Origin of the sequence: Hydrogeniiclostridium mannosilyticum (assembly GCF_003268275.1) — a bacterium.
Taxonomy (GTDB): Bacteria; Bacillota; Clostridia; order Oscillospirales; family Acutalibacteraceae; genus Hydrogeniiclostridium; species Hydrogeniiclostridium mannosilyticum.
In genome coordinates, this window is the sequence record NZ_QLYR01000010.1 from 1 (window position 1) to 16,165 (window position 16,165).

20 protein-coding genes are annotated in these 16,165 nt (G+C 49.2%); 7 read left to right on the forward strand and 13 right to left on the reverse strand.

Features of this window, described 5'->3' with window-relative positions:
* Positions 1-195 precede the first annotated feature (195 nt).
* Positions 196-474: a hypothetical protein gene (locus tag DPQ25_RS11740; protein WP_112333372.1), complete on the reverse strand. Its 279-nt coding sequence runs from the start codon at positions 472-474 to the stop codon at positions 196-198.
* A gap of 394 nt (positions 475-868) precedes the next feature.
* Positions 869-1,072: a helix-turn-helix domain-containing protein gene (locus DPQ25_RS11745; RefSeq protein ID WP_330409873.1), complete on the reverse strand. Its 204-nt coding sequence runs from the start codon at positions 1,070-1,072 to the stop codon at positions 869-871.
* A gap of 276 nt (positions 1,073-1,348) precedes the next feature.
* On the opposite strand from DPQ25_RS11745, the gene DPQ25_RS11750 reads away from it, so the two are divergent.
* The 5 genes from DPQ25_RS11750 to DPQ25_RS11770 all read left to right on the forward strand — a co-directional run bounded on the left by DPQ25_RS11750 (position 1,349) and on the right by DPQ25_RS11770 (position 4,371).
* Entirely contained in the window at positions 1,349-1,714 is a 366-nt protein-coding gene (locus tag DPQ25_RS11750) for a helix-turn-helix domain-containing protein (protein ID WP_177577039.1), read from the forward strand.
* A gap of 3 nt (positions 1,715-1,717) precedes the next feature.
* Entirely contained in the window at positions 1,718-2,134 is a 417-nt protein-coding gene (locus DPQ25_RS11755; protein WP_112333375.1) for an ImmA/IrrE family metallo-endopeptidase, read from the forward strand.
* A 22-nt stretch (positions 2,135-2,156) separates the two neighbouring features.
* Positions 2,157-2,798: a hypothetical protein gene (locus DPQ25_RS11760; protein ID WP_112333376.1), complete on the forward strand. Its 642-nt coding sequence runs from the start codon at positions 2,157-2,159 to the stop codon at positions 2,796-2,798.
* Positions 2,795-3,169, forward strand: coding sequence for a PH domain-containing protein (locus DPQ25_RS11765; protein WP_112333377.1), 375 nt, complete (start codon positions 2,795-2,797; stop codon positions 3,167-3,169). The genes DPQ25_RS11760 and DPQ25_RS11765 overlap by 4 nt, the downstream gene beginning before the upstream one ends.
* 146 nt (positions 3,170-3,315) lie before the next feature.
* The gene (locus DPQ25_RS11770) at positions 3,316-4,371 is read left to right on the forward strand and encodes a site-specific integrase (RefSeq protein ID WP_112333378.1); all 1,056 of its coding nucleotides are present in this window, start codon (positions 3,316-3,318) and stop codon (positions 4,369-4,371) included.
* 185 nt (positions 4,372-4,556) lie between these two features.
* Here DPQ25_RS11770 and DPQ25_RS11775 read toward each other — a convergent pair whose 3' ends face one another.
* A complete protein-coding gene (locus DPQ25_RS11775; protein WP_112333379.1) occupies positions 4,557-5,924 on the reverse strand; it encodes a penicillin-binding transpeptidase domain-containing protein in 1,368 nt (455 codons plus the stop codon).
* 33 nt (positions 5,925-5,957) lie between these two features.
* Positions 5,958-7,721, reverse strand: coding sequence for an FtsW/RodA/SpoVE family cell cycle protein (locus DPQ25_RS11780; RefSeq protein WP_112333380.1), 1,764 nt, complete (start codon positions 7,719-7,721; stop codon positions 5,958-5,960).
* A 339-nt stretch (positions 7,722-8,060) separates the two neighbouring features.
* Here DPQ25_RS11780 and DPQ25_RS14745 point away from each other — a divergent pair, with 339 nt between their 5' ends.
* On the forward strand, positions 8,061-8,204 hold the full coding sequence (locus DPQ25_RS14745) for a hypothetical protein (RefSeq protein ID WP_177577041.1): 144 nt from the start codon (positions 8,061-8,063) through the stop codon (positions 8,202-8,204).
* Positions 8,205-8,225: 21 nt separating this feature from the next.
* Positions 8,226-8,483: a hypothetical protein gene (locus DPQ25_RS11785; protein WP_112333381.1), complete on the forward strand. Its 258-nt coding sequence runs from the start codon at positions 8,226-8,228 to the stop codon at positions 8,481-8,483.
* An 84-nt stretch (positions 8,484-8,567) separates the two neighbouring features.
* Here the strand turns inward: DPQ25_RS11785 and DPQ25_RS11790 are convergent, their stop codons facing one another.
* The 9 genes from DPQ25_RS11790 to DPQ25_RS11830 form a co-directional block, all read right to left on the reverse strand.
* On the reverse strand, positions 8,568-9,149 hold the full coding sequence (locus tag DPQ25_RS11790; RefSeq protein WP_112333382.1) for a TlpA family protein disulfide reductase: 582 nt from the start codon (positions 9,147-9,149) through the stop codon (positions 8,568-8,570).
* 12 nt (positions 9,150-9,161) lie between these two features.
* Entirely contained in the window at positions 9,162-9,827 is a 666-nt protein-coding gene (locus tag DPQ25_RS11795) for a cytochrome c biogenesis CcdA family protein (protein WP_112333383.1), read from the reverse strand.
* A 305-nt stretch (positions 9,828-10,132) separates the two neighbouring features.
* Positions 10,133-10,408 (reverse strand): hypothetical protein, encoded by a 276-nt coding sequence (locus tag DPQ25_RS11800; RefSeq protein WP_242978327.1) that lies wholly within the window; start codon positions 10,406-10,408, stop codon positions 10,133-10,135.
* Between the two features lie 437 nt (positions 10,409-10,845).
* Positions 10,846-11,976: a hypothetical protein gene (locus DPQ25_RS11805; RefSeq protein WP_112333384.1), complete on the reverse strand. Its 1,131-nt coding sequence runs from the start codon at positions 11,974-11,976 to the stop codon at positions 10,846-10,848.
* Positions 11,973-12,464: an RNA polymerase sigma factor gene (locus tag DPQ25_RS11810; protein WP_242978329.1), complete on the reverse strand. Its 492-nt coding sequence runs from the start codon at positions 12,462-12,464 to the stop codon at positions 11,973-11,975. The genes DPQ25_RS11805 and DPQ25_RS11810 overlap by 4 nt, the downstream gene beginning before the upstream one ends.
* Before the next feature lie 29 nt (positions 12,465-12,493).
* The gene (locus DPQ25_RS11815; protein WP_112333385.1) at positions 12,494-13,321 is read right to left on the reverse strand and encodes a C39 family peptidase; all 828 of its coding nucleotides are present in this window, start codon (positions 13,319-13,321) and stop codon (positions 12,494-12,496) included.
* A 72-nt stretch (positions 13,322-13,393) separates the two neighbouring features.
* A complete protein-coding gene (locus tag DPQ25_RS11820) occupies positions 13,394-13,750 on the reverse strand; it encodes a hypothetical protein (protein WP_112333386.1) in 357 nt (118 codons plus the stop codon).
* Positions 13,751-13,841: 91 nt separating this feature from the next.
* A complete protein-coding gene (locus DPQ25_RS11825) occupies positions 13,842-15,047 on the reverse strand; it encodes a lipid II:glycine glycyltransferase FemX (RefSeq protein ID WP_112333387.1) in 1,206 nt (401 codons plus the stop codon).
* 205 nt (positions 15,048-15,252) lie between these two features.
* Positions 15,253-15,990, reverse strand: coding sequence for a M15 family metallopeptidase (locus tag DPQ25_RS11830; RefSeq protein ID WP_112333388.1), 738 nt, complete (start codon positions 15,988-15,990; stop codon positions 15,253-15,255).
* Positions 15,991-16,165 lie beyond the last annotated feature (175 nt).

The following is a 16,165-nucleotide window of genomic DNA, read 5'->3' on the forward strand; positions in this document are numbered from 1 at the left end:
ATACAGTTATGCTTCTGCATGGTCTTGCAGTGCGTGCAGCACTCCGGTATGTTCACGCCGCTTTTCTCCTTTCGCCCTTCCTCATTGCCCGAATCTTACAGCGGGCCCTCCTGCGCTCCCGGCGCTCACATATCCAGGCCACAAGGGCCATCAGTGCAAACACCGCAGAGAATATGTACAAGGTGATTAGAAAGTTCATCGCTTGTCCTCTCCTTGATTGAACATTGGGCCTCTGCCGAACATCCCTAAAATTTGCTCATCGGAGAATTTTAGAGCCTCAATGATATGCCGTAAGTCAGCTGTTTTTATGTTGGCTGGATTTGAAAGGTGTTTACTTACAGTTTCTTCTTTAACTCCAAATATGGGGCACAAATCAGCTTTGCGACGGTAGCCGTATAATTCCCGGTTTCCATTAACAGCAGCCCGAAAAATACTGTTGGCAAGCTCGTACTTGTTTTGACGTAGCTTAGGCATTACAATCGCCTCCTCTCAAACAATCATTTTGAAATAAAACGCAATCATGGCGGCAACAAGCGCCAGCAGCAATATGCGGAAGCTCCATTCAAAGACAGCTTCGATGTGTTGTTTCATCGCTTTCCCTCCATCATTCTTCGTATTCCACGCCTTTGCGCGCAAAGTAATCTCTCGCTTGCTGTTTTGTTTTGCATTTCTTTAAGAGCTTACCTCCAACTAGCACTCCTGTTGGAGTGCGCCTTTCATAACTCCTCGCTTCGTAGTGCGATTCCATACTTCCGCCTCCGAATTCACACCTGCGTTCCACTGTATAGATCACTTTTCTCTCACCTCCCTCCTAAAATTTTTTCCCCATTCCTCATAAAGTCCTGTTTAATGGACAGATAGGGTGGTATTATTTAATTGGGGGGTGAACGGTTTTCCGGGTTGATTCAAAATATTCGATATCTCTGTCGCTAACCCTATAATCGCGTCCAATTTTAATAGCTGGTAATTTCTTTTTGCGAATCCAATCCCATACGGTAATGACTTCAACTCTGTATCGCTCTGCAATTTCTTGACAGGTGTATAACTGTAACACTGCCCCACCTCCATTCACGTGATATATCTGGATTTTCTTCCTTATACAATCTGTCTATACATCACCTCTATTCTTTGTGTGGTTTGATAGTTGTGTTTTGTTTGGTATTGTGATATTATCTGATTACAAGACAAACGATCTGTGTGTTCAAGTCCTAATAGTTACACATCTACTCTTTTTGAAATGTGTGTTTTGTTTGGTATATGTATACTATAACACACTAAACACACAAAATCAATAGTTTCAGTTGTGTTTTATTTGATTTGTATGCATGCACAAAAAAGAGGTTATTTTATGGATGAAGTGTTAGAAAGAATTGTAAAGTGTATCGGCCCAAGACATGGAGCTAAAAAAGAACTTGCAGAATATTTGAATATCCACCCCAATGTGATAACCAACTGGCTTAATGGGCGGAATAAATCTTACCGTAAATACCTACCACAAATAGCTTATTATTACAATACTTCTATTGACTATCTTCAATTTGGCAATGAACGAAAAGAAGAGCCCACTGCCGATAGCAGTGAGCTTGATAAAGAATTGAAAGGAATTGATTTTGCGTTATACGGCGAGGTCAAGGAATTAACCGACGGTCAAAAGCAGGATGTTTTGGACTTTATTAGATTTAAGAAAGCGCAGGATCAAAATAGAGGGAAGTAAGATATGACCCTTTTACAGATTTATCAATTTGCAGAAAAACAAGGAATTTCTATTGATGAGCTTAATATGGGACACTCTGTTGCTATATCCCTTCCTCAAGGTTGGATTGCAATAGATCTAAAACGCTTGCCAACACAGGTTGAGAAAAAAGAATGTCTTGCCCACGAACTAGGACACGTGGAAACAGGGGCGTTTTACAACGTCGATAGTCCGTGCGATATAAGGGGAAAACATGAAAATAAGGCTAACAAGTGGGCAATCCAGCATTTAATCTCTGAATCAGAGCTTGATGAAGCAATAGCTAATGGTTATACGGAAATATGGTCCTTAGCCGAATACTTTGATGTCACCGAAGATTTTATGAAAAAGGTGGTGTGCTGGTATACATACGGAAATTTAGATACGGAATTGTATTTTTAGGAAAGTATATGGAGTTGATTTTATGGGTTTTCTCAAAAGAAAAAGGCATGTCAATTCATACAAAGACGGGGACTATTGTTTGCAAATGATTATTGATAACTACGATGTGGGTAATTCTGAAAGACATGCTATTTTAGAAAGAGTGTTAACCGAGGCTCAGAAATACAATGATTCTTTACACATATTGGCTTGTGCTTATGCATGTCATTTTTCAACAGCAGAGTATAGAAAAAAAGCTATAAATTATTTCGAGCTTTATTTGCAAAATCCTCAAGCAGTTAATTTCCCTCAATTTAGCTTAAGTCAGATCTATAGCGATTTAGGAAAGGATTATGAAGCGGAGCATAATTTTATAGATGCGGAAAGAAGTTACAGTCTTTCAATCCAAAATCATGAACCTAGGCATTACAGTTCTCTTACTGAACAATGGGACATATTCCCTCAAGAAATTATGCTCGGAAGATTATATTTAAAAATAAGCACTCAAAAGGCAGTTGATTACTGGAAGGGGCTTATGGAGCGAGAGGAATACAAAACAGGAGATCCGGATAGCGCAGGATTTAGACGGAGTGTAGATGTAGAATATAAAAATGCTTCAGTAAAACATGAAAAAGGCTATGTTTTCAGGCCTCGTAAAACAGCAAAACAGGAGGAAAAACAGTGATTGATTTTCAAAATGCAAGCTTCATGAAATTGAAACCAGTTCCTCAATCAGATTTTGAGGGAATGGTATCTCCGATGTTCGTGGCTGGAGAAACCATTCTTGGAACATTTCGCGGAATCCGTGATGGCGTAGTGTTCACTGACAAAAGGATTATTGCAATCAATGTACAGGGGATGACTGGGAAAAAGAAAGACTTTACGTCTTTACCCTATAGCAAGATTCAAGCTTTTTCAGTTGAGACAGCTGGAGTTCTGGACATGGACAGTGAACTTGAATTATGGTTTAGTGGACTAGGCAAAGTCAAATTCGAGTTCGTTTCACAAGCGAATGTCTCACAGATTTGTAAGATGATCTCCGAAAGAGTTCTTTAATAAAAAGCCGCCCCTCCCGGCTGCAACCAGGAAGGACGGCTCGAAATAAAGCGGCTTACTCCGAAGGAATAGGCACACCCCACACAGTGTGATTATACCACCTTCAGGGCAGGCTTTGCAAGTCATATCTTTAGGAGGTAATAATCATGGCAAAAGCGAAAAAATTACCCAGCGGGAACTGGAACGTCAAGGTATTTTCTCACATTGAGAACGGCAAACGGAAATATGAATCCTTTACCGCCGAAAGCAAAGCTGAGGCCGAGTATTTGGCAAGCCAATTCAAACATGAAAAAGAGGAGCGCCAATCCGGCAACATCACCGTAAAGGAAGCGATGGACCGCTACATAGAAAGCCGCAAAAATATTCTCTCCCCTTCCACATATCGAGAGTATAGTAAATCTGTGGAAAGAGATTTAACAGCCCTTCACAACGTCAGAATACGAGCTTTGACCAAGGAGCAGGTACAAAAAGCAATCGACCAGGAAGCAAAAGAGCACAGCCCAAAAACGGTGCGCAACATGTATGCGCTATTTGCTGCCTCGGTTAAAATGTTTGACAGCAAGGTTGATATAAGCGCAAAGCTGCCCAAAAAGCAGCGAATCTCAAGATATATCCCTACCGACGCAGATATTAAGAAGCTGCTTGAATACGTTGCAGGAAAGCCAATAGAGGCCCCTGTCCTTCTGGCTGCAACCGGGAGCTTACGCCGCTCGGAAATCGCCGCCCTAAAACCTGATGATTTAACAGATTTGGGCGTTATTGTTAATAAGGCGATGGTTGAGGACATTAATAAGCAGTGGGTGATTAAGCCGCCTAAAACAAATGCCGGTTATCGTTTTTCTCCCCTACCGCCGAACGTAGTTGAGCGGGTACGGAAAGGCTTGCCGACCCCTAACCCTACGATCATTTACCATCAGTTTTCAAACGCATTAAAAGCTTGTGGCCTGCCTCATTTTCGTTTTCATGATCTGAGACATTATTACGCCTCGACACTCCATGCATTAAATGTACCCGATAAATACATTATGCAAAACGGCGGATGGGAGTCTGAGCAGGTGCTGCATAATGTTTACCAACACACATTATCCAACCGGGCAGAACAGGAAAACGAGAAGGTTATAAACTACTTCGAGGCGATAGCCGGGAAAGACAAAACGCCAAAAATGCAACACGAAATGCAACACAAAGAGAAATCAATATAGTATTAATGGGCGTTTAACCGTTTTTCTTAAAGGTTCAAGTCCTGTATCGTCCACCAAACCGGAGCAAAGTTCGCTTTGCTTCGGTTTTTTTGTGTATAAAAAACCCCGATTGCTTCAGAAATTCAGAGAAGCAGCCGGGGGAATTTTTATATTGCCGTTTACGGTTTCAAAATTTTTGCCGAGGCTCATTTCGCGGCCTGTTGCAGCACCGCGCCTGCTACGCCTCCGGCAGCCTGAATGCCCGATCCGCCCTCCTCAACGACCACGACAAAGGCATAGGGCGTGTCCTGCCGCTGAGAAAAACCGACTATCCAAGCGCTGGGCTCCTTTTCCCCACCGACCTCCGCGGTACCGGTTTTCGCGCAAATTTCAAGGCCCGGAAAAAGGCTTTCACCATAGTAGCTGGTTACATTGTTGCGCATATACCCCTTCAGCCGTTCGGCGGTCTGCGCCGTCATCAGAGAATCCCCCTGAATAGCATGCCCACTTTGGGTAACCAGGCCGAAGCTGGTGGTAACCGACTTTATAAAATAGGGCTCTACCGGCGTGCCGCCGTTGGCAATTGCCCCCATCAGGCGCGCCATATGGTAGGGGTTCGCCAGGTCCGTGTATTGTCCAATACCGCTCCAGGCCAGCCCGTCGCTTGTGGCGTCCTCCACATCGTAGACACTGGCGGCTGTTGTTATGCCATCGATGCTGTACCGCTTGCCGAAGCCGAGCTGTTCAGCCGTCTTTTGCATAGCCTCGCTGCCCAGCTCCACCGACAGCTCACCAAAGGCTACATTACAGGAACGCGCCAGCGCCGTTTTAAAATCAATCTGGCCATGTGTGCCTGTACAATTGATCTTGTTGCCGTTAATCACTACACTGCCGTTGCAGACAAAGGTCTTTTCATCCAGATTGCTGATGTTTTCAATCGCCGCGGCAGCGGTGACGATTTTAAAGGTAGAACCCGGCGTATAAAGGCCGGAAAGCACATTATTCAAATAGACGCCGTCATACTTTCCCGTCTCATCCGTATCCAGATCCGCCGGCGGGGAAGCGGGATCAAAGGTCGGGGAGCTTACCATACAGACGATCTCTCCGGTCTTGTAATTATAGACCAGCACGGATCCTTTACGCCCATTCATGGCATTATAGGCTGTTTTGCACAGCTCTGCATCCAGCGTGAGCTGGATTTTGCTGCCGTTCCCGCCCCCGGTGGGCGAATACAGCCCGGTTACCAGGTTGTAGCCGGAAAGCGGGGCACGATATACATACTGTACAGAGGTAGAAATATAACCGCGCGTGTCGCCTACCGTCTGAAGCATTGCGCACCGCACCGCCGGGTCCTCGTTATAGATGCGCTCCCCGTTGCTGCTTTGCGCCAGGACGGTATTGTCCCGGTCCGTAATAGTGCCGGACACTCCACCCTGCGTAATATGCTTGTTAAACGGCTGTATCGCCCATTCCCCGCCCTGAAAGGCAAATTCGGCCAAAAAAAAGCCTAAGCCTGCTACAAACAGCGCGATTAAAAAATATAGGACCAGCGAACGCTTTCCTGTCGTCTTCAACGCAACCGCACCCCTTTCATCAGCTTAAAAATATCATCGGTTCTTTTTACTTCTGCGCGCCGCATAGGTCCGCTCATCGCTCGCCTTGATAAACGCGAGCAGCCCCCATACCGCGGCCATGCTGGAGCCGCCGGCGCTAATAAAGGGCAGCGTCACACCCGTAAGCGGCAGCACGTCGGTGGCGCCGAAGATATTCAGGCAGGTCTGGAATAGCAGCAGCCCCGCGGCCGAACACGCCGAGATGGAGTAGAACGTCGAGCGGCTCTTGGTCGCATCCGATCTGGCATAGAAAACCAGCAGCGCAATGGCCGCCACGATGATCACTGCCATCAGCAACCCCAGCTCCTCCCAGGCCATACCAAACACCAGGTCGCTCGTCGCCGCAAAGACAGGTTTTCCGCTTTTTCCGCCGGCCAGGGCGCCCTCGCCCAGGCCCACGCCAAAAAGCCCGCCGCTTGAGCCATAGCTGAGCACGCGCGTCTGCTGGTAGCCCTGGCTGTCGTTGGTATATTCCCAAACATGGCGCCAGCCCTCAAAGCGGCTGACTACATGCGGCCGGAATGTCAAAATTAGAAACAGCCCCAGCACCGCCGCGGCAATTGCCAGCGCCACAGTACGAACACTACCCGAGCGCATAAAAGCCACGAGCAGAAAGGTGACAAAAAAGATACAGGCAGTGCCGAAGTCGTTCATTAAAAACAGGCACCCGAGGCAGGCGGCGGAGAACAGGATAAATCCGGTAAGGTTGCGCGCTGTTTGCAGCCTGTCCAGCGTAGAGGCACCCACAAAAACAAACGCAATTTTAATAAATTCCGACGGCTGAATACTAATAGGCCCGATATAAATCCAGTTTCCCGCACCGTGGCTGGCATTGCCGCGCGCAAGCGCCAGGTTGGCTGCAAAAAGCAGGATTGCGCCGATGGCGATGAAGGTGCGGAACTTCATGACACGTTCCAGGTCGTTCATAAACCAAATCAAAAAGCAAAAGATCAAAACACCCAGCAGCAGCGTAATCACCTGCATATAGGTGGTTTTCATCAGGGAAAAATTAAAAATGTCCATTGGCCCAGGCGCTTCCGCACCCTCGGGCAGCGCCGCCCGCGTTCCGGAAAGCAGCATAATGCCAATGCCAGACAGCAGAAATCCAATGGTTTCCAGCTCAAAGCTGACATGGTTCAGGCCACGCGTGGAGTAAAAAAACATCCCCCACTCAATAACCGTCACCAGCACAAAGGGCAAAACCGGCAGCGCGGAAAATTGGCCTCCAGAAAAACAGGATTGTACCAGCAGCAGCAGGTGGATGAAGGTTGTCAGCAGCAAAAGGCCTGTAGGGTTAGCGGCCCGGCGCACACGGCGCTTAGGGGTACGGATGGGCGCATCGGTAACGCGCTTGAGCATAAGCGATGTAGAACCCATATTCAGCACATCACCGGGAAAAACCGGCGCATCCTTTGTAACCTTTTTGCCATTGATCCGCGTCCCGGATTTGCTGTCGGTATCGGTCACCACCCAGCCGCTCTCCCGGCGCATGAGCACCGCATGGTCCCGGCTGGCGGTATTGTCCGGCAGAACGATATCGCAGCTTTTGCTGCGTCCAAGCGAGTTTTCCCAATACAGGACGGGAATCCGCGTTTTGCTGACGACATCCTCCAGCACAATGACCGGCTCCTCTTTTCTCTGGCCGGCCTTGAACGATAAAAAGCAGCGTGCCACAACAACCAGGGAGAGCAGCGGTGTAATGATACGCAAAATAAACAGGACTCCGGTGATAACACCTTGTACTGCGGGTGAATCCATTTTATTCCGTCCTCCTCTTCTCCACTTATTCTTTCTAAAACAGAGCGCGCCATACTGTACACGGCACGGCTTCTCATAATTAACCGGGTATGCTGAACCATTATTTTAATTATTATAACGTCTTTTCAAAAAGAATGCAAAAGGTCTTTTTCCGTCGCCGAATCCAAATACGCAAGCCTTACAGAATCCTGAGTTTTATTACGATATTGTAAGGTTTTATCTCTTGAAATTCCGGCCGGAAACCATTATGATAAAAGTATTGGAAGATCTTTATTTTATATTAAAAGCAAGGATTATTCCTAAACAAAATGGGTAAAATAGAAAGTGGGGTTATGAATTATGAAAAAATTATTGGCTGTTCTCGTTTGTCTCGCCGGCATTGGCGCTTTGGTATATACCCTGGCCCAGCATTTCCTGCCCTTCACCTGTTACTCCTGGTGCAGTAAAATAACCCCGGCCCTGAAGCCAAAGCAGTCAAAATAAGAAAAGGGGGCCGCGTTCCATATGAAGCGTTTTTTCGCCATAACCGCCGCCTTGGCAGGCGTCATTGCACTGGCCTGCGCCGTTCTTCGCAGGAATGGGGCGCTGCAGCAGCCCGGCCGTTCGGGGGTGGAGCTTGAGGTAAGAACCCCCTCCTCTGTCACCGTAGCAGGGCGCGCTACGCCCTTGTTCCTGCTGGAGCTTTGGAGCAAGCTGTCCGAATCCCTGTGTACATTCGCCACAGCAGCCGCGCTTCTGTGGCGGAATAAAAAGCACGGTTAAACCCTCCGCTATTAATTCTATGCAACGAAAAACGCATTCCGGTTCAGAACAACCCGGAATGCGTTTTTTATTGCCCCTGGGCAATCATTCACCGGCGGGGAGGAGCATGGAAATGCCCTTTTCCAAATTGCTCTGGGTGAGCATCCCCTTGGCCCCAGTGACGATGTAGCCGTCTGCATCAATAAAATAAGTGGTGGGAAAGGCCTGTATGCCGTAAGCCATAACGGCCTCCTGGTCCACGTCAAAGCACGCTGGGAATGTGTACTTCTGCTCCTCAAGATATTGACGGCCGCTTTCCTCGGTTTCGCCAAAGGCGCCGATAGAATTTACCATGACAAAGTGGATCTGATCCCCATATTCTTGGTAGGCCTCCTGAAAGTCCGGCATCTCCTGCCGGCATGGCCCGCATTTGCTGGACCAAAAATTGAGGACTACCGGCTTGCCGCTTAACGCTGAAAGCCGCACGGGATTCCCGTCCAGGCCAACAGCCTCAAAATCAGGCGCCTTTATCCGGCTGGCACTGCTTGCGCTTTCGCTCTTACTGCTCTGAGCCTCCAGCAGCTCCGGCGTATATTGCGCGCTGAACAGCTGATATACAACAGCCGCACCCGCCAACACTACCACCGTCGCCACAAGGGCGAAGACCCATTTCATTTTTGAAGACATATTCGTCCCTCCTCAGCTGAGTAATGCCAGCAGCTGCCCGAGCATGCCGGTCATCATAAAAATTCCTACCACAATCAGCAGCACACCCGAAACCACATTGATTACCCGGTAATGCGCTTTAATCCAAGCAAACGTAGACTTCAGCTTCTGAATCAAAATAGAGCTGAGCAAAAACGGAACGCCCAAGCCCGCTGAATAGCACAGCAGCAGTCCTATTCCCTGCCAAACGGACGCCTGCTGAGAGGCCAGCATTAGGGCGGAACCCAGAAAAGCGCCCACGCATGGGGTCCAGCCGACAGAGAAGACCATGCCGAAGACTACCGCGGACCAAAACCCCATTGCTTTCCCTTGGCTCCAGCGCATGCTGCCCTTGAACAAGGCGAGCTGGAACACCCCAAGAAAATGTAAGCCAAAGAAGATGACAATCAGCCCGCTGACAATATTCACCACAAGCTGATATTGCTGCAAAAGCAGGCCGACCGAGCCCGCGAACGCACCTAGAACCAAAAAGACCAAGGTGAAGCCCAACACAAAGCCCAAAGCGTTTTTCAGCGCTGCATGCTTTTTTTCCGGCTCCTTACCGCCGGCAAAATAAGAGATATAAATGGGCAGCATCGGCAGCAGGCACGGGGATACAAAGGTGATGAGCCCCTCTAAAAAAGTAATCAAATAAGTCATCTGTCGTTTTCGCTCCTTCCATTTCGATACCCCGCACGGCAGCATAGAGCCGTGTTATTACGCCTGTAAAGGCAGCTTAGATGCCTTTGGGGATATTAAGACTTTCGGCACTAAAACTGCCAGGGCAGGCGGTTTATATTTTTCGCCTTCAAAATACCACTTAACTATGTAAAATTTCAAAGCCAAATACTGCCCGCCTGGACGATTTTTTCCTTAAAATCACACAATACTATCCGCGGCAGCGAGAGAGATTTTTGATTGCTGGGCACATCCCAAACCCCCGGCATAGATTAGCGTTCATTTGCTTATAAAGCATATTCAGAATGAAATATAATTTCTTTTCCATTTTCTTTGGCGTATTTTATTTCTTCTCTTGTCATACTTCCTATATGTCCTCCAATATCCACTACATATATAGCATCTGAAAGATCTATTCTTTTTAGGTGCGCCTCCTCAAGGATATCCAAATCAGCCGGTGTTAATTCACTCTTTTTCAATCCGTAAACGCATTGCAATACATTAAATCTGTGCTTTACCTCCAGTTCAAATGCTATCCTCTGCATTTCCTTTTCAAATCTCATACTCCCGCAAATTGTAATCGTTTGCATATCATACCCCGCACATTCATTAATTTCAAATATACTCGTATTATAGCACATCCAGATATAAATTTTCTATTATTGCCCGGTTCATGCGGCGAGCGAAAACAAGCGCTTTCGCGCTTTTATAACAGGTGTCCCCTTATAGCCGGCCGTGTCGTTTTATTTTACCATCGGAAAGCCGGGCGCCATTTAAGCACCAAAGCACCAAAAACGCTGCTATTTTAGGGTCTGTAACAGAGAACGAAGGGAGTCCGTATTTTCAAGGAGCTTCACGGTTTCAGCCTTTGTAGCGCCGTAAATTCAAGTTTTTTATAGTATATCCTCTTTTATACTGGTTTTCTGTGACCATGTTACATTTATTTCCCCGCATATACAAAACAGCGTGCCGGATTGTTTTTCAATCCGGCACGCTGTGCTTAACGCACCTCTGTCCTGTCCCCTACCTTAGACTCCGAACTGGAAGCGCTGCTGATTTTTCCCGCCAAAAAGCTGTCAATCTCTTTATTCCAGCTTTGACGAAGGAGCTCCAGCGCCACTGAGTCCGTGCTTTCTCCCTGTGCCAGCTCCCCGAAGCCGGAGAGGTCATTGGGCGATTGCATGCTGACAACCTCATAATCACGGTCCCACTCGTCCAGATGCCCCGCCAGATAGGAGAGGATTTCGTCCGTACTCATGTCTAAATTATGATACCCGTCGCCAAGCAGGCTCTGTAATACGCCGAACTGGGCGTCCATATCCATGTCCTGGGCTCCCTGGAGTATTTTGCGAATAAACGCCGTGATCGTTTTTTCCTGCTGGCCGCAGAGGATGCGGTAATCATTGAGCTGTTCCTCCAATGTCACCTTTCTGGATGGCGAGATAAAAAGATAGTCCATCAGTTCATAGGGCTCCAGCGTCCCTGAAAAATAGCCGGTGATTTCCGACATCAGGCTGTATTCCTCCTCACTGACCACGATATCAAGCGGATAAAGCATGTTAGCCGTTGCCAGCAAACTGGATTGGGGAATAAGGAAAACGCCGCTTAGCTTTTGCCCCGTATAACTTTCCCATTGCTGCTGGGTTACATCCAGGAACCCTTCTATTTCCTCAGGGGCCCCTTGGCCCCCGAAAGGATACAGCGGGCTAACAGCACTCATCATTACCTCACGGACAAAGGAAATCTCCTTAATCTGCCTATTCTCTTCATCCATAGCAACCAGGCAGGCCGCAGGCAGATATTCCTGCCATACATCTGTATCCGGCACCAAAAGCACCATAAATTTAGGCATATCCTCTGTTTGAGCAGAGGACTGGACCAGGGCCGGATTCCGCTCCGGCTCAACCGGAACCAGCAGCTTATCCAGCAATTTGGGCCCGTACACCACCGCTGCCGCCAGCAGCACCAAGGCTGCGGCAGCCCGCAGCATATGCTTCAGCACCGGATGCCGCCCCTGGGAACGCCCATTCTGCCCGCCGTTCTCCGCGGCCCGCATGACCTTAGCCCTCAATGCAGGCTCCGGCTCTATACGGTTTACTACGTCCTTGAGCATTTTTTCTCTGGGTTTCACCGGGCTCCCTCCTTCTCTTCTTCCAGCTCCAGCTTCAACAATTTTCTTCCTCGGAACAAGTGAACCTTCACATTATTTTCCGACATCTTTGTCATCTGGGCGATTTCCTTAATTTTATACCCCTCTATATAATGGAGATGCAACACAATTTTATATTTATCCGGCAGGCGCAGCAGGCCCTCGAGCAAGTCCCGCTCCTCCGGCGTCTGAGCCACTTTTTCCGCCTCTTCCAGGTCTGCACGCCTTCTCCAGAACAAGGATCTCCGCAGGTCCCTGCTTTTGTTGGTCGCAACCCGAATCAGCCAGGCCTTCTCATGCTCGCCGCTCTCGAACACCGGCTTGGCCCTGAGGTAGGAGCAGAATGTTTCCTGAACCGCATCCTCCGCATCTTCCCGGTTGCACAGGAGCACCATGCAAAGCCGGTACAGCATGGCGCCGTAGCAGCCGTATACCCGGGATAGCTCCTCTTGCGCCCCCTCGTTTACCACTCTTATCCCTCATTTCCCTGATCCTGTTTTTAGGGCGCCGCCGGCGCCCCCGCCAGCTTATCCCCGGAAGAGCCCGCCCCAGGCTCTATACTGACCGCCTGGCAGTATAACGCCTCATAGCGCTGTTCAAATAAAGCGCGGTTATAGACCATTTCCCCCTCAAGGGGGTCGCAGACCGAGACGGTTGCCGGCGTGTAGCCTGTCAGCACATAACAGTGCTCACCAGTAACCCAATGAAACCACTTTCCGCTTTCTTTGTCAATCCATCCATACTGTGTAAGGCTCTCGGGATCTGCCAGGCCAATGGTCGCCCATACCAAAACCGGCTCCCCGCGCGCCACCTTTTCATAGCACGCTTCTATACCGGCGCCGGTTAAGTCAACCGCTTGCAAACCGCTCCCCTGTTCCGCCAAAAAGCGGTTTGCTGTTTTTACAACCACCGGCGCATAGCACCCAAAGCGCTGTGTGTGCGGTTCCCCGACGAAGGTCCGCCATGGGTTTGCCGCATAACGGGTTCCGTTTACATAATAGATATCATTATCATAGGGCAGGTAGTCGCTGGCCAGCACCTCCTTGCTGACGGAGAAGCCCCTGTAATTCAGCAGCATCGTCAACGCTGTAACCTCACAGCCGGAGGGCAGTTCCGGGTTTTGCAGAATAGGATTTACGCCGGAAACGGATGCCGCAGCAGGCAGCGGGTCCATGTCCTCACGGACTCCCGCGGCCGGGGCAGGCGCCTGCTTCGCGGCGGACACCTGGCTGTAATATGCCAGTACACACCAGCCAACGCCGATGAACAGCGCCGCCAGCAACAGGCCGCGCCCCCTTTTTCTGTTTCTTTTTTTCTGCCGTGGCATAACGACTCACTCTCCCTTACCTATTCCGCGCTCATTTCTTACCCGCTTGGCGCCTTTTAGACGGCGCCCGGTTCATCCCGCCAGCCGGCAAGCCTCCACCCGCTGCAGGGCCGGCCCTGCAGCAGATTGCTCCGTTTTTGTCTGCTCCGCCTCAATAGGGCCGGGCGCCGCCGGGCAATGGCGCTCTTCTTCCTGAACCAGCACTACGAGTACTGTTTTGTTTTCCAGGATTGCCTGAAGTGCAACAGCTTGCGTTTCTTCTCTGTTTCTGATTCCCAGCCGCGCCGGCTTCTCCGGGGAGAAAAAATGTTCTCTTCCTATTTCGTCCCGGTTCACCGAGTGGAACTGCTGCACTCCAATAAAAACGGCTAAAAGCAGCAGTCCGCCGGCTGCAACCACCGCTGCCGTAAAGCGGCGCTTAACATGCATATCAACAGCTCCTTTCAAGGAATAACCGTGTTTTTCTGAAATTCATTTCACCAATAAAACGTCCATTAACACAAAAAGGTTACAGCGTTATTTATATTTTTGGGGGACACCCGGCTCTCAGCGCCGGGCAGGCTCTTCTTTTTATGAAAAATCTATTTCGAGCAAAGGCACCTGTCTTTTTGATTCCTCTGTAAAGCCGGTATCCTCTGCTGTAAAGCTGGTACAGTCCGGGCCGGAGCACCAGGTCAAATTCCCCAATATATTCAACCACAAAGCCGCCGAAACCTCTTTTAAATTCATAGACGCCATAGTTGGGAGAATCTTTTCTGAAGTCGCCGCTGATGCCGCCAAAATCGTAAAGGCTCAACTTTTTCTCCATCGAAAACATAATCATATCCATCTGTAGCTTATATTGCGCCATGAGCGGCATATAGTGAGCGTAGGCGCCGCCGTATACATAATTCATTCTGTCCGCATCCAGAATAAACACTCCTGCCGACAGAGGAACCCGCGCGCTGTTTTCCCTTTTTACCTGTTCATAAAGCTTGTCCTGCACATGGCCCTCTAAATACTGTTTTCGGTCAAGATACACCATGACCATCTTTACCCGGTCCCCTAAATGGCGTTTCAGGCTCAGATAATACTGCTTGGAACGATCAAAGCGATTTTGCCGGGCGGCTGTGTGCGCCATAATGGCCTTAAAATCGTCAATATTAGACGCATCCACATCTACCGTCGTCAAGGGGTATTTCTCCGCCTTGCGGATGCACCGCCTGCACCGTTGATCCATTCCAGCCAACACCTCTTCCCGCGATTTTCTAATATCCAGGCAGTAGCTCCACCGGAATTGAGCCTCGGGAGAATAACCGACCGTAAAGCCCTGATGCCTGTAGCCCAGGTTTATCAGCTGAAGGCAGATGCCCTTGCCTGCGCTTTTTTCCGGGCCCATACACTCCCTGTATGCAACCAGGGGATCTATCTTCAGCAGGATTCCCCGCCCCCTGCCCTTTAAAAATTTTCCGAGCTCGCCTGTGAAAAAGGACAGCAGCTCCTCGTCCCAACAATCCAGCAGCGGGCCGCGGGGAGCATAATACATTTTCCTTCCCATAAAAAGTTCCTTTGACAGTATCAAAGCACAGGCCGCCAGCTTTTCACCCCGCAGGACGCCTACATAAAAACAACTCCAGCCGTTTTCTGCCTTGACCCCGGCCCACCCCACCGTTTGGTAAAAAGAGCTGCCCGGCATTCTATCCTGGACGCTCTTAAATTCTTCTTCTGACAGACAAATAAATTTCATAATCCATCCTTCTTCTTTTTTAATTGAATGTTTAGGCAGCAATTACCTGCCGCCATCAGCCGGGCTCGTTTTCTCCTATTGTCTATACGTTCGGACGGGTAAAAAGGTTACAGCGGCCTTTCCGATTTTTTGCAGGCGGATAAAAAAGGCACCCGGCCGTCTGTCACACGCCGGATGCCCTATAAGCGGCTTTTAAAGTAACGCCTTACTTCTGTGCATTTAAATAGTCTATGTACTCCTCCAAGCACATGCCCAGACGATTCATCTCCTTAGCATGCTCTACCCCCACATAGCGGTAATGCCACGGTTCAAAGCGAATACCGGTAACGGACTCCTTATCCGCGGGGAACCGGAGAATAAAACCAAAATCTTCCGCATTTTCTTGCAGCCAGCGGTACTCCGCCGTCGTGTCAAAATCCTCCGTAACGCCGTTCAGATCCACCGCCAGCCCGGTATTGTGCTCACTTCTTCCCGGACGCGCTATAGACTTGGCGGCGGTTGCATCCGCCAGCTCCCAGTCCATACCTTTTGCAAGGTTTTGCTGAACCGCACGGTCAAACAAAGCCCGCTGGCGATCCACACTGCGATAACCTGAAGAAACATAAATGGATACGCCGTCCTGCTCCCCCGCCGCAATCATGTTTTGCAGCGCTCCGGCAATCCGTGTGTCAATGGTTCCTCCGCTCACCTGGGAGCAATCCACGGAAAAGGACTCCGGCAGCGGATGGTCCTCGTTTACAAGAATCAAGTTCCAATCTCCGTCGTCCTGCAGCGGCTGCGAGACGTCCGTTTTCGGCGGCTGAGACTCATAGACGGCCTTTTCCGGCTGCCTGTCGGCCGGTACGCCGCACTGGGTCAAGGCAGCCGTTAACGCCGTGCCTATTAAAAGCCCCGCAAATATCTGAAAAAAGTTTCTTGCCCGCAAGCCCTGTGTCTTTTTCATGGTTGAAGCTCCTCCTGTTAACCTGTGTTAAGCTGTAAATAGCATACTTTATAGATTCGTATATAGAAAAAACGGACAAAAGGGTAAAAAGGTTACAAAGATTCCCTTCCTTTTTCTCGCCCTGTCAAAAGCTTCCCGTGAGGCCTGCCGCTGTCTTTGGCGTCAAGGCGTCCGG

Bases quoted from the DNA above. Each gene is read 5' to 3' on its own strand.
- DPQ25_RS11740 (WP_112333372.1), bottom strand. From the start codon at position 474: ATGCCTAAGCTACGTCAAAACAAGTACGAGCTTGCCAACAGTATTTTT.
- DPQ25_RS11750 (WP_177577039.1), top strand. From the start codon at position 1,349: ATGGATGAAGTGTTAGAAAGAATTGTAAAGTGTATCGGCCCAAGACAT.
- DPQ25_RS11755 (WP_112333375.1), top strand. From the start codon at position 1,718: ATGACCCTTTTACAGATTTATCAATTTGCAGAAAAACAAGGAATTTCT.
- DPQ25_RS11760 (WP_112333376.1), top strand. From the start codon at position 2,157: ATGGGTTTTCTCAAAAGAAAAAGGCATGTCAATTCATACAAAGACGGG.
- DPQ25_RS11770 (WP_112333378.1), top strand. From the start codon at position 3,316: ATGGCAAAAGCGAAAAAATTACCCAGCGGGAACTGGAACGTCAAGGTA.
- DPQ25_RS11780 (WP_112333380.1), bottom strand. From the start codon at position 7,721: ATGGATTCACCCGCAGTACAAGGTGTTATCACCGGAGTCCTGTTTATT.
- DPQ25_RS14745 (WP_177577041.1), top strand. From the start codon at position 8,061: ATGAAAAAATTATTGGCTGTTCTCGTTTGTCTCGCCGGCATTGGCGCT.
- DPQ25_RS11785 (WP_112333381.1), top strand. From the start codon at position 8,226: ATGAAGCGTTTTTTCGCCATAACCGCCGCCTTGGCAGGCGTCATTGCA.
- DPQ25_RS11790 (WP_112333382.1), bottom strand. From the start codon at position 9,149: ATGTCTTCAAAAATGAAATGGGTCTTCGCCCTTGTGGCGACGGTGGTA.
- DPQ25_RS11795 (WP_112333383.1), bottom strand. From the start codon at position 9,827: ATGACTTATTTGATTACTTTTTTAGAGGGGCTCATCACCTTTGTATCC.
- DPQ25_RS11800 (WP_242978327.1), bottom strand. From the start codon at position 10,408: ATGAGATTTGAAAAGGAAATGCAGAGGATAGCATTTGAACTGGAGGTA.
- DPQ25_RS11815 (WP_112333385.1), bottom strand. From the start codon at position 13,321: ATGCCACGGCAGAAAAAAAGAAACAGAAAAAGGGGGCGCGGCCTGTTG.
- DPQ25_RS11820 (WP_112333386.1), bottom strand. From the start codon at position 13,750: ATGCATGTTAAGCGCCGCTTTACGGCAGCGGTGGTTGCAGCCGGCGGA.
- DPQ25_RS11825 (WP_112333387.1), bottom strand. From the start codon at position 15,047: ATGAAATTTATTTGTCTGTCAGAAGAAGAATTTAAGAGCGTCCAGGAT.
- DPQ25_RS11830 (WP_112333388.1), bottom strand. From the start codon at position 15,990: ATGAAAAAGACACAGGGCTTGCGGGCAAGAAACTTTTTTCAGATATTT.